The organism is uncultured Lamprocystis sp. (genome assembly GCF_903933125.1).
GTDB lineage: Bacteria > Pseudomonadota > Gammaproteobacteria > Chromatiales > Chromatiaceae > Thiodictyon.
The window spans coordinates 1-12053 of sequence record NZ_CAIZIZ010000078.1; the positions used below are offsets into that span (position 1 = coordinate 1).

Sequence of the window (12053 nt, forward strand, 5' to 3'; positions counted from 1 at the left end):
CCGGTAGCGGTGCGCGTAGCCGGGGTCGCCGCGCAGGAGGTCTTCGCCCAAGAGCCAGATGCTGTAGGTGGGTTGGAGCGAATCGTAATCCTGACCGCTCTGCAATTGCTGACTGTAGAGGTCGGTCCAGGTGTACAGGATGCGGGCGGGCAGGTCGCGATGGTTCACCAGTTGGATTTCGGCTTGATAGAGGCGGGCGTGCGCATCACGGGCTTTGACATCGACGATGCTGAGTTTATCGGTGAGGAATTCGCGTTCGTTGTACGGGTTGAGGATGTCGACCTGGGTGACCGGGCTGGGCAAATCGCGGCCGAGGGTGGCGTTGAGAAAATGGATAAGCAGGTTGCGGTTGTCCTCGGCGCCCAGCAGGGCTTTGAAGACACAGTCGGTCTTGGGGTCGATCGGGTGGTCCATGTGCAGAGTCTAGGCGGGTGCGGCGTGTGGGGCAATGTTGTGTTGCGGGGAGCGCGGTCGGGCCGCTGGCCCGCACGGGGGTGGGACGCTAGTGCTGCCCGTTTGGACACGCGTGATGCCGCCCACCAGCGATGGGTTGGGGGCGACGGAAGTCGCCCCTACAGGTGCCCATCCAGTCGCCCAGGCCTTGATCATCACTCGGCCCGCAAGCCCCGGGGCGCAGGGTTCCGAAGACATGCATGACACCGCTGGAGCGGCGTCGCGAGGGCGTGGGGCGAGCGGACTTATGATCAAAACCGTCGCCCCGACAGTCGCCCCCGACCGTCGGCACCGATGGCGGTGGATGGGAGCCCGGAACGCGCGGGCACCAGCGACGTGCCCACCCGACGGGGTTAATGCAACACGGCCTCCAGGCTGTCGGCGGTGAGGATACGCTCGGACCAGGTGAGTAGGGTGTCGGCATCGGCTTCGCTGATGCGTTGTTGGGTCTCCGGCGACAGGGGGCCGAACTTGAGGGTGAGTTGCCGCGTCAGCATTCGGGCTTCGCCGCGTTGCTCGCCGCGCGCTTCGCCGCGTTCTTCGGCCATGCGTTCAATGCTCATGACATAGGACATCTTTTTTTGCTCCTCGAGTGCGATCAGTTCGCTTCGCAGTTCTTGTTCAAGGGTCGGGGGCAGCCGCAGCATCCGGTCGATGAATCGCAGTAACGCCAGTATCTCGTCGCGCCCGTAGCCGGAGTCGTAAAGCAGCCAGATGATCTCGCGTTTACTGGCTTTGCGCTCGGGGTCGGAGGAGCGGCGATGGGCGGCCAGTTGGGCCAGGGCCACGACGGCAAAGGGATTGGTCGCCACCCGGGCCTTGAGGACGGCCAACTGGTCAGCCCACTGCTGGAGATGATGGACCCGGTAACAAAAGCGCACCCCAAAGCCGTCGCGTTCGCGGGCATAGACGCCGTGGGCCGCACGCGCGCGTTGGTTGGTGATCACCGCCAGGGTGATGAGTTCGATCTCCGGGTAGTGCTCGTGGATGCGGTAATAGTATTGAAACATGCGGTGACTGAAGCGCGCGCCGGCTTTGCCCTGCACTTCGATGTGGATCAGCACGGTAGGTTGGGGTGAGGAACGAACCCCAACATCCCCGGCCGCAAATCGTTGGGGTTCCTTCGTCACCCCAACCTACGGGCTCCGCATCAAGAAATTCGTAGGGTTGGTCCCAGGCGATGAGGGTGTGGACGTCGGCGAAGAACAGTTGCACGAAGGGTTGGAAATAGGCGCCGATCGCCTCTTTCCACGGCGAGTCGTAGTCGGGCTTGGGGGTGTCGGCGGGGTCGCTCATGGGGGGAGTATAGACCGATCGATGGGGGGTGGGGTCATGATCATCGTTCCGGCCGGCGTCCGGCGTCGCGCACTGGTCGATGGGTTAGGATTTCTGGAAACGGATCTACCGACGTTTAGGGGCGACTAACGTCGCCCCTACAGCTGCCCCTACGGATCGTGCAGGCATGCGCCGTCGGGATGCTTAGTCCTGGGAGTCGCCTTAGCCGGACAAGGGCTGCCCAGACGCGAGGTCGACCGGTAAAGCCTCGACCTCCAGTCTTCTTGAGGCCGGAATGATGATCAAGGCCCTCGACGGTCTTGATCACGGTTCCGGCCAGCCTACGGCCTGGAACGCCTCAGATCGTTCCGCCGCGCCACAGGGCCCGGCCGATGACTTGAACGTGTACGTCTTGGTCTGCGGGTGGGATCGTTTCGTCGGGATAGCGCCCCCGATTCTCGGAACGCAGGATGAGCCCGCCATCATAGCGGCGATAAAGCCGCCGTACGCGCAGTTGGTGGCCGTAACGAATGGCGAAGATCCCTCCATCTTGAATCTTGTGCTCGCCAAGATTGACGAGCAGCACATCACCCTGACGAATCGACGGCTCCATGCTGTCGTCCCGCATGTAGAGGACCGCGGCATGCTCAGCGCGGAGTCCTGATCGGCGCAGCCACTCGGTATCGAAGACCAACGGCGGTGTCTCCGCTTCGAGCACAAGCGCTCCGCTACCCTGCGAGAGACCGATTCTCCGTCTGGGAATCAGCGCATAGCGATCGGTGGGCAGATCGACCGGGTGCTGGACGCGGGCGGTCGCCGAGGGGGGTGCGGAAGATGCCGGATAGCCGATTATCGGCTCGGCGATCGCCAACTGATTCAATCCTTTAGGCGCACTGGGTGGTGTGATCGAGTGCGTATTGTCGTCGGCAAGCAGGTGGTCCAGTGTCCAGCCGAGCGCGTCGGCAACCAGTTTCTGCCTGCTTCTTGGAATGCCTCGTTTCTTCCAGTTGTTGAGATCCTGGCTGCGAACGCCGATGCGGGCCGCGAACGCGGTCAGCGATTCCCCACGCGCGCGGATTTCAGTCTCGACTTTGAGCATGGCCGTCATAGTCGTGAAGTCTCAAGGACAGCGACTGCGACGACAACAAACAAAAAGTTGAAAAAATAAACAAGACGAGCAATCATGGGCTTTCCGAGATGGGTCAGCCATGGTCCGAGCGACACCGGTCGGGTGGGTGTGGATCGTCGCAACCCAGCTTTTTTGAGCGGGAAAGCCGCACATTCCACCAGCACCGCAGGAGAAGCAGCAATGGGGGTGTATGTTTATCTGAGTATCTGTCCAGAAGGGATCGAACCGACTGCCTGGAAAGCCTTCTATCGCCAGGCACGGGATTTTTTGACTGGCCATCCTTATGGTTTGTGCGGGTTGCGTCGAGAGCGCATCAAGGGTGCGTCCCGGCTGGTCTATTCACGCCAGCTCGAGCACGAGCCCGACGATCCGACGCATCGTCATCTGCGTATTAGCGGAGACCTGGCATCGATGACGAATGCCGAGAGTTTCTGTTTGTATGAGGATATCGGCTACTACCGGACCGCCCCTCAGCCTGATGATGATGACTGCACTGATCTTTTGCACAGTGTGATCGAGGGCGACCATGGGGTTGCCGTGTTTTCGGAGAAAACCCAGGGCCGTCCTTATCACTTGGCTGTGCTGGCTGTGGCGATCCTCGCGGAGGGGTTGTTTCCTGGCCGTGCGCTGGTCAGTGGTGACATCAATCTGGACCAATGCCGAGAAGCGATGGCGACGCTTGAGGAGCAATGCGGAATCTGCGTCCCACTCCCGTTGTTGGTCGACATTGATCGCCTCTATGCGGCATTGGTTGCTCCGGCGCCTTCCCTGGAGGCAATCGTTGGCTACGTCTATGCGCCCGGCGCCAATCCGGAGGATCGCATCAGGGTGCTGCAACGGCACCTGGCGCGGGAGACACTGCTGGATTGGCTCGCCGCGCAGCTTGGCGAGTACGAGGGCGCCGTTACGCTTGGTGTCATCCGCAGCTTCAGGGATTGGCTCAACGCGGTTGGTGATCTCGAGGGGCTGATCGATGCAGCCTGCTTCAGATCGGGAGGTCCTAAGTTGGCACCAGACCAACTGGCTTCGGCCTTGGTGACCACCGGTGTAACGCTGGATCCGCAGCGGCTCGATGGGCTCGATCGACTGGACCGGCCGGCAGCATCCCCGGATAGCGTCTACTCACAATTTGGCAACGCCATGCTGGATCTGATGGGTGCAAGTGCGCGCAATTGTCGGTATCGGCTCGGCGTCGCGGCAGTGGTTTCCTGTCTGCGCGAGCGGTTTCCCGATCAGGACGATGCCTGCCGCGCGCTGATCGAACGCAAAACGGAAACCCTTGTGCAGCAGCTTGAAGCCCTTGGGGCTTGGGCGGCGCGCACCCGTGATCATGCGGACAGCGACGCGGAGACCGGCGATGGCGAATCCTTTGTCCGGCATTTGTCCGGTGATCCACTCTCGCCGGGTCAGGATCTGGTTCTGGATACGTTTGGCGCCCGTCTTCGGCCGGTCTGGGCTGACTGGCAGAGCGGAATCGTCGAGCGCGTCGGAAATGATGTCGAGGCGCGTCACCGATTGCTGATACGCGCCGCGGAACACAAATCGCTGGCTTTGAGTGAAAATGGTTGGGCCTGGATCGATGTTGAGCGGGACGTCGAGATCCTTGATTTGCTGCTCGTGCTGATTGGCGAGCACGACAACGCGGAAATTTTCGTCAATGTTCGCCGCGGACTATTTGAGCATCGCGACCTGTGCGATGCCTTGAGAAAGCGGGTTGTTTGTGGCTAACCGGCGACGACCTGCGCAAAGCGGACGAGGGGCTATACTTGTCATTGAACCAAGGAGATTTCCGAAAAAAGGCATCCCGACTGCGCATGCCGACCGTCGGCAATTCCAAAGTTGAGGGTCTCGAGCGGTCCATGGTGGATGCGGCGCGCACGACCGACGTGCCGAATCCCAAACATCGTGCGGCGCGCCTTATCCACCCTACAACAGCGCCGGTTTTGTAGGGTGGATAAGCGCAGCGCATCCACCTACAACAGCGCTGGTTTTGTAGGGTGGGATAAGCGCAGCGCATCCACCATCAGCCCCGCCGACGGCTCCACGGTGAGTGGTGCCGCCCAAGACGTCGCCGCAGATCGTGAAGTGACTGCCTTATGGGTTCGCATGAGCGCGCTAGACCGGATCGTGGAACCGGGTCGATAATACGGTGGACGATTTCCCGGCCGACAGGTCGGTTGCCGTGAGTGTTCCAACGTAGAGGAATCAAGACCATGCAGACAAAAGAAGAGTATCTGGCAAGACTCAAAGCTCAACTCGACGAGTGGCAGGTTGATCTGGACGGGCTGCGCGTGAAGGCGGAGGATGCCTCCGATGACGTGAAGGCCAAGCTCCATGAGCAGATGGCCGAGGTCAAGGCCAAGTGGGATGAGGGTGCGGCCAAGCGCGAGGAGATTCGGGCTGCCGCCGATGATAAGTGGGAGGAGATCAAGGACGAGGCCGAAGAGAAATGGGAGGAGCTCAAGGTCGGCGTCAAGGACTCGATCGAGCGGGTCAAGGCTTTCTTCAGTTGAGGCTTTGACCAGCGCGTCCAAGCAAACCCGGCGCGGCTGTGGCCGCGCGGGGGGCAGGGGGCTGAATGATTGGCACCACAAAGGCACAAAGGGCACGGAGACCGATACCGCGTTGCTTCTTTGCTGCGATCACCTGTTGAGAGATCCAGTGTCAAGACGGCGCAGTGGACATCTTTGTGTTCTTCGTGTCTTTGTGGTGCCAATGATCAAGGCCATCCCGGTGGTTGCTGGTGGATGGGTGTGCTACAGGACGTCCCGCCAAGCTTGATGGGCGGCGATCAAACGCAGCGCTTGGGGCAGCAGGGTCAGGCCAGGTTCCATCTTGAACCAGGTGGAGGCGCCGGAGGGGTGGGGCAGGGGGATCAGGTCTGCCGTAAGCCCCGAGGCGGATCGGTAGGGCCACTGGCGCCCCACGAGCATGTCCAGCCGCGCCCGGGCGGGCAATTGATCGGCAAACTGGGCGATGGCGAGCTTGCCGACGGGAATGATCAGTCGGGGCCGGCCGGTTTCCAATTCGGCGCGCCACCAGGGCGTGCAGTTCTCGACCTCCACCCGATCCGGCACCCGGTCACCGCCCTTCGGATTCTTGCCGGGAAAGCAGCGGCACACCGCGCTCATCAGGACCCGCGCGCGAAATCCCGTCTCGTCGATCCCGATCGATTCAAACCAGCGAAACAGGGTTTTGCCCGCCGTCCAGCAAAAGGGTCGGCCTTGTTCGATCTCCCGTGTCCCGGGGGCCTGGCCGATCATCATGACCGGCGAGCAGACGGCGAGGCCGTGTACCGGCGGGCCGAACATGCCGGGGCAGCGGCGGCAGCGGCGCAGGTCCTGGTAGAGACGATCCAGTGTCGACATCATCAGTGGGCCGGGCGCTTGCCGAACAGTTCGGCCGGATCGATTTCGATTTCCTCAAAGGGCGGTATGCGAACCTTCGGGCAGTGGTCGTCGTCCCGGCATTCGGCTGAGCATACGATCCGATAGCCACCCTGGTCGAGGGCGTAGGCGATCAGCGAACGGTCCTCCGGAGCGAGGACCCAGTAGTGCCGCACGCCGGCGCGCGGAAGCAGGAGTAAATGGTGAAACAGGTCTTTGCGCTCGTGGCCTGGGGAGAGGATCTCGCAGACCCAGTCCGGGGGGAGGGTGATGATCCCGGTCGGCCATTCCCCGAGTCGCGCGCGGCGCCACCCGGCCAAGTCGTGACAGGGGCACTCGTGCGCGCTGTAGCGCACGCTGACCTCGGTGAGGATCAGCCAGCCGTCCGGATCGCCGGGCCGTTGGCCGGACTGCACTTGGAACGCGAGACCGGATTGGGCACGGCTGTGCTCGAAGCGGGCCATGGGCCGCCGCACGATCGCGCCGCCGATCAGTTCCACCCGCTCGTCGTCGCAGTCCAGCAGGTCGTCGATGGTCTTCAGTCGCTGCGCTTCCACGGCGTGCCTGCGGGGATTGGGTGTCATGGTGAGTACAACGGTAGCGGGCCGCTCGGGCGTTGTCGAGATGGCTATCCTGATATCGCCGTCGGACGTGATAACCGGACGTAGGGGCGGGTTTCAAACCCGCCCCTGCACCAAGGGTCTGTCTGGATATCAGGTACGAAGACAAGACTCTTGAGATATGAGCCGATGGTGTCGGCAGTTTTGCATTAAACTACCACGGCGTCCCGTGACTGTTTTTTTACCGTGAAAGAATGGCCGGGACTTTGTGGGAGCAGCCTGCGGCCGCGACGGGGCCTCGCAAACTACCTTAGGTTCGCAGGCCACTCCCACGGCGGACTCCCCCCTAGCCAGTTGCCAAGGTAACCTTGCCATGTCCGATCGCGAGCCACGTACGCTGACCGAAGAAATCACAGTCCAGGGTGCGGAGCTGGTCGACAAAGTCAAGGCGCTGATTCAGGAGGGCAACGTCCGCCGCCTGGTGGTACGGCGCCGCAGCGGCGAGGCCCTGCTGGAGATCCCGCTGACCGCCGGAGTCGGGATCGCCGGTATACTGACCTTGATGGCGCCGGTGCTTGCCGCTTTGGGCGCCATGGCGGCGCTGATCGCGGACTTTCGGGTGCAGATCGAACGCGACGGGGATGCCGGCGGGGATGCGTCCCGCACCTTGCCGCGTCGCGGTGATGACGATTGAAGCGCGATTCACAATTGAAAATTTTACGACCGGTCAAAGGCTTTGCCGGTCCTTAACAAACCACAGAGATTCTGATGCAGCAAGTCAAGCAGACCGCCGAATACACCGTGTTCCAGAAGAAGTCCGGCCGCTATGCGGTGCAGGCCAATGCCAAGGGCAAGAAGTGGCTGAATGGGGACGATAAGGTCCGCATCCTGGTGGACGAACAGTTGGTCAAGGTCATGACCCCCAAGGCCCCGCCCGCCGAGGCGCCGGCTGAAGAGGCGTCGGCCGCATCCTGAGCCGCATCACGGTTCTGCCCCGGCCTTCATTCTGAGCCCCGGTCCGCACCCCGCCGGGTCGACCCATGGCTTGGGGCCGCCACTACCGGTCGACGGGGCGCTCGACGCCCTTTCGGCTGCCCTGACGCTGGGTCACGCGGTCCTGGTCGCCCCACCCGGATCGGGCAAGACCACCCACATCCCGCTCCTGCTGCGCGATGCCGCCTGGCTCGCCGGCCAGACCCTACTGATGCTCGAACCGCGCCGCCCGGCGGCGCGGATGGCGGCTGCCCGCATGGCGGCGCTGCTGGGCGAAGTGCTAGGTGAAACGGTCGGTTATCAGGTGCGCTTCGAGCGCTGTATCGGGCCGCGCACCCGCATCCAGGTGGTCACCGAGGGGATTCTGACCCGCCGTATCCAGTCCGATCCGGGGCTCGACGGGGTCGGCCTCCTGATCTTCGATGAATTCCACGAGCGCAGCCTCCAGGCGGATCTGGGCCTGGCCTTGGCTCTGGATGCCGCGCAGGCCCTGCGTCCGGACCTGCGGATTCTGGTGATGTCCGCGACCCTGGACGCGGGGCCGGTGGCCGCGCTCCTGGGTGATGCGCCCGTGGTCCGGGCCGCGGGGCGCAGTTTTCCGGTGGACGTGCGCTATGCGGATCTGGCACCGCGCGACCCGCTGGCCGCCATGGAGTCGGCGATTCGTCGGGCCCTCGTCGAGCACTCGGGCGATCTGCTGGTGTTTCTGCCCGGTGTGGCGGAGATCGAGCGGGTGCGGCGCCGCCTGGAGCCCGATCTGGGGGGCGATCTGGACCTGCTTCCATTGCACGGCACGCTCGCGGTGGAGCAGCAGCAGCGGGCCCTGGTGCCCGCCCGCGCCGCGGACGGCGGGGGCCGTCGGCGGGTGGTGCTGGCGACCGACATCGCCGAGACCAGCGTGACCATCGAGGGGGTCACCACGGTGATCGACAGTGGTCTGGCCCGCAAGCCCCGCCTGGACCCCGGCTCCGGTTTGACCCGGCTGATGACCGAGCCGATTCCGCTCGCCTCCGCCGATCAGCGCGCGGGACGCGCCGGGCGGACCGCGCCCGGGGTTTGTTACCGGCTCTGGACGCGGGCCCAGGAGGTGGGACGGGCCGCGCATCGGCGGGCGGAGATCCTGGACGCGGACCTGGCGCAGTTGGTCCTGGACTTGGCCCTCTGGGGTCTGCGCGACCCCGCCGGGCTGCGCTGGCTGGATGCGCCGCCCGCACCCCATTGGGCGCAGGCACTGGCGTTGCTCAAGGATTTGGGGGCGCTGGACGCGAGCGGTGCGATCACGCCGGTCGGGCGCCGTATCGCGGAGTTGCCGTTACATCCGCGCTTGGGGCGGATGTTGGCGCAGGCGTCGCAGCCGCAGGACCGGCGTCTGGCGGCCGATCTGGCGGCCCTGCTCGCCGAGCGGGATAGCTGGAGCGCCACGCCCGGCCTGCCGCGCCCGGCCGATCTGGGTCTGCGGCTGGCGGCACTGGAGGCTTTCCGGGCTGGCCGTCCGAACGCGGGGATGGGGCGTGCCCGGCTGGTGGCAGCGGATCGGCTGAGCCGTCGGCTGGTGCCGATGGAAGGCGCGCGCGGTGCGCGCCCACCGCGGAACCCGGCTCCCGGCCCGGCGGACCGCACGGTCGCGTTGGAACCCGGTGCGCTCCTGGCCAGTGCTTATCCGGACCGGATCGCCCAGCGACGTGGTGCCCGTGACGGGCGCTATCTGCTGGCGGTCGGCACCGGGGCCGATCTGCCGCCCGAGGACGCGCTCGCTGTTCATCCCTATCTGGTCGCCGCTGAACTCGATGCCCGGGGGCGGGACGCGCGCATCCAGCTCGCGTTGCCGGTCTCGGAGCCGGCGCTGCGCGCGGCACTGGCCGAGCGCATCCTGACCGGCGAGCAGGTCGCCTGGGACACCGAGCGCGACGCGGTGACGGCGCGTCGGGAGTCCCGGCTGGGCGCCCTGGTGCTGGACTCCCAGGCGTTGCCGGTCGGCGATCCGGCGCGTACGCTGGAGTTGCTGCTGGGTCAGGTGACGGCGCGATTCGACGCGAGTCTGTCGTGGGATGAGGCGGCGCGTCAGTTCCAGGCGCGGGTTGCGCTGCTGTGCCGGGTGGATCCGGCGGGGGGCTGGCCGGACCTGACCGACGAGCGACTCCGGCTGGATCTGGATGACTGGCTGGGCCCCTGGCTCGGGGGGCTGCGCAGTCTCGCCGAGGTGCGCGCTTTACCCCTTAAGGAGCTGCTCGCCGGTCTGCTGGATCGGGGCCAGCGTGCCCGCCTGGACACCTTGGCGCCGGAGACGCTGACGACCCCGGCCGGCAACCGCCGTCGTCTGGACTACCGGGCCGGGTCCGCGGGCGAGCCCGTCCTGCCGGTCCCGCTCCAGGAACTGTTCGGCGCTCGCGAGACGCCGAGCGTCTGCCAGGGCCGGGTGCCGGTGATGTTGCATCTGCTCTCCCCGGCCGGGCGGCCGGTGCAGATCACCCGTGACCTCGCGGGGTTCTGGGTCCGCGGCTACCCGGAAGTCCGCAAAGAGTTGCGCGGACGCTATCCCAAGCACCCCTGGCCGGACGACCCCCTGACCGCGTCGCCGGTGACACGAACTGGTCGGCCGCGGCGTTAGGCGATCACTGTTATAGCCATCGGACGTGATAACCGGACGTAGGGGCGGGTTTAAAACCCGCCCCTACACCAAGGCTTCAGGTACGAAGGCGATAACGGATGTGGTCTTAAGCGGGAAGCTGGATGAGATGCTTCATCCTGCGTAAGAGCGTGGTTCACCGCGGACTGGATACCGCGGTGAGGACGAGCGGAGGGGGAAAACGGGCGGACGATGATTTCAAGAGGGTCAGGCGATGGCGAATGCTGCGGGTGGTGCAGCATTCGCCGCGGCTCAGTTCAACAGCGCTTCCTAGGGCCGAACCAGCACGATGGCATCGTAGGCCGGCAAGGTCACTTGCGTGACGGCGGCGCCGTCATTGACGGGATCCTGCCCGGTGCCGCGGATACGCTGCAAGGTGGTGCCGAGCGCGACGGTCCGTGTCGTCGGGGTCGCATTGACCACCACCACCGCGTTGTCGAAGTCGCGCCGGAAGACATCGGCGTTGCCGGCGAACAGGTAGACCGAATCAACCCAGACATCGGTGTTCTCGCGGCCCACGTTGAACTTCACCTGGAAGTTTCCGGTGCGCGGGGCGGTGAAGGTAAACACCTGCCGGCTCCACTGCGCAGGGATCGTCATCTGCTCGGTTTGGTCCCCGACGACGACCTGGATCGTGCGGATGGCGCTGGACTTCACGCCGAAGGCCAGCGTGTACTGCACTCCGCTCTGGAGGCTGAGCGTCGGGCCCTTGGCGGCGGCACCGGCTTCCGTCTTCGCATAGACCTGGTGTGGGCTGATGCGCAGTGCACCCGCGCCCTCCAGGATGTTGGCCACGTTGCTATCGCGCGTCACCGTGACATTGGTGCCGCTCCAGCCGGTCAGGTTCGTATCGAAATTGCCGTTTGCCAGCAGGTTACGCTCCGGGGCGAAGGTCACCGGGTCATAGACGCGATAGCGCGCGCCCAGCGGGAACCCCATCCAACCCTTGTGCTGGCGGACCTGCGCCTCGTTCGCCGGATTCGAGGCGATGGCGCGGCCGAAGGTCGGGGAGTTCCGCACCACGTCGACGGCATATTCATCCCACCACGGATCACCCACGCCGGTATTATTCTCCTGAGCGTAGTAGCCGTCGTCAAGCAAGGTCAGCCCCAGGGTGAAGCGGAACGGCGCATTGCTGGTGCCGCGCGTATTATAATACGTGTAACGGAGGGTCGACACGCGGCTAATGGTCTGCGAATAACGGGGACCGACGTTGCCCTGGTGCATCAGCATGCTGTACTGCGACAACCGGCCGTCGATCTCCCGGTAATCCGGCGCCGCATCGCCGATGTTACGCTGCGGCCAAGCTTCCATGTCGTTGCCGTTCAGTGATGTGAAGCCACGCGACTCGGTCATCCCGCCGACGATCAGTGCATTCGGCATACGCTCACGCAAGAGGGTATAGAAGTCATCCAACCCTTCGCCCCACAGGTTCACTCCGGCGGCGGAGATCCCCTCGTCCAGCACCAGGTTATTGTCGACATCCGGCTTCTTGTTCCAGGCGTCCATGATGAAATGGAAGTCCGTATCGAACATGACCCCGGCAATCTTGGCGGTCGTCGCCTTGCCATTTGCATCCTTGTCGTAGTTGGCGGCCAGCCATTCGGCCATGAGCTGGTTCATGCGCTTGC

General features: G+C 64.4%; 11 protein-coding genes. 5 read left to right on the forward strand and 6 right to left on the reverse strand.

Translation table 11 applies throughout. The features are described 5' to 3' along the window. From QZY03_RS03245 to QZY03_RS03255, 3 genes are all read right to left on the reverse strand, one after another. Positions 1-414, reverse strand: a 414-nt coding sequence (locus tag QZY03_RS03245; protein WP_295578277.1) for an Rpn family recombination-promoting nuclease/putative transposase, incomplete at its 3' end; no start/stop codon positions are given. A 392-nt stretch (positions 415-806) separates the two neighbouring features. Continuing rightward, a complete protein-coding gene (locus tag QZY03_RS03250; protein ID WP_295578279.1) occupies positions 807-1583 on the reverse strand; it encodes a DUF4351 domain-containing protein in 777 nt (258 codons plus the stop codon). Between the two features lie 503 nt (positions 1584-2086). Continuing rightward, positions 2087-2827 carry a S24 family peptidase gene (locus tag QZY03_RS03255; RefSeq protein ID WP_295578281.1) on the reverse strand — a complete coding sequence of 247 codons (741 nt, stop codon included), beginning with the start codon at positions 2825-2827 and terminating at the stop codon, positions 2087-2089. Between the two features lie 84 nt (positions 2828-2911). Here QZY03_RS03255 and QZY03_RS03260 point away from each other — a divergent pair, with 84 nt between their 5' ends. Continuing rightward, the gene (locus tag QZY03_RS03260; RefSeq protein ID WP_295578283.1) at positions 2912-4585 is read left to right on the forward strand and encodes a hypothetical protein; all 1674 of its coding nucleotides are present in this window, start codon (positions 2912-2914) and stop codon (positions 4583-4585) included. 485 nt (positions 4586-5070) lie between these two features. After that, positions 5071-5370, forward strand: a complete 300-nt coding sequence (locus tag QZY03_RS03265) for a hypothetical protein (RefSeq protein WP_295578285.1) — start codon at positions 5071-5073, stop codon at positions 5368-5370. A gap of 243 nt (positions 5371-5613) precedes the next feature. On the opposite strand, the gene QZY03_RS03270 is transcribed toward QZY03_RS03265, so the two are convergent. Both QZY03_RS03270 and QZY03_RS03275 read right to left on the reverse strand, forming a co-directional pair. Further along, positions 5614-6228: a uracil-DNA glycosylase family protein gene (locus QZY03_RS03270; RefSeq protein ID WP_295578287.1), complete on the reverse strand. Its 615-nt coding sequence runs from the start codon at positions 6226-6228 to the stop codon at positions 5614-5616. After that, entirely contained in the window at positions 6228-6827 is a 600-nt protein-coding gene (locus QZY03_RS03275; RefSeq protein ID WP_363169596.1) for a Uma2 family endonuclease, read from the reverse strand. The genes QZY03_RS03270 and QZY03_RS03275 overlap by 1 nt, the downstream gene beginning before the upstream one ends. Before the next feature lie 349 nt (positions 6828-7176). Here QZY03_RS03275 and QZY03_RS03280 point away from each other — a divergent pair, with 349 nt between their 5' ends. From QZY03_RS03280 to hrpB, 3 genes are all read left to right on the forward strand, one after another. Beyond that, positions 7177-7497, forward strand: coding sequence for a DUF4342 domain-containing protein (locus tag QZY03_RS03280; RefSeq protein WP_295578289.1), 321 nt, complete (start codon positions 7177-7179; stop codon positions 7495-7497). Positions 7498-7571: 74 nt separating this feature from the next. Further along, positions 7572-7778, forward strand: coding sequence for a hypothetical protein (locus QZY03_RS03285; RefSeq protein ID WP_295578291.1), 207 nt, complete (start codon positions 7572-7574; stop codon positions 7776-7778). A 70-nt stretch (positions 7779-7848) separates the two neighbouring features. After that, a complete protein-coding gene (gene hrpB, locus QZY03_RS03290; RefSeq protein ID WP_295578292.1) occupies positions 7849-10404 on the forward strand; it encodes an ATP-dependent helicase HrpB in 2556 nt (851 codons plus the stop codon). 288 nt (positions 10405-10692) lie between these two features. Here hrpB and QZY03_RS03295 read toward each other — a convergent pair. After that, positions 10693-12053: carbohydrate binding domain-containing protein (locus QZY03_RS03295; protein WP_295578294.1), on the reverse strand; the 1361-nt coding region annotated here is incomplete at its 5' end.

Coding starts and splice junctions, on each gene's coding strand:
- QZY03_RS03270 (WP_295578287.1), bottom strand. CDS start 6,228: ATGATGTCGACACTGGATCGTCTCTACCAGGACCTGCGCCGCTGCCGC.
- QZY03_RS03275 (WP_363169596.1), bottom strand. CDS start 6,827: ATGACACCCAATCCCCGCAGGCACGCCGTGGAAGCGCAGCGACTGAAG.
- QZY03_RS03255 (WP_295578281.1), bottom strand. CDS start 2,827: ATGCTCAAAGTCGAGACTGAAATCCGCGCGCGTGGGGAATCGCTGACC.
- QZY03_RS03260 (WP_295578283.1), top strand. CDS start 2,912: ATGGGCTTTCCGAGATGGGTCAGCCATGGTCCGAGCGACACCGGTCGG.
- QZY03_RS03265 (WP_295578285.1), top strand. CDS start 5,071: ATGCAGACAAAAGAAGAGTATCTGGCAAGACTCAAAGCTCAACTCGAC.
- QZY03_RS03280 (WP_295578289.1), top strand. CDS start 7,177: ATGTCCGATCGCGAGCCACGTACGCTGACCGAAGAAATCACAGTCCAG.
- QZY03_RS03285 (WP_295578291.1), top strand. CDS start 7,572: ATGCAGCAAGTCAAGCAGACCGCCGAATACACCGTGTTCCAGAAGAAG.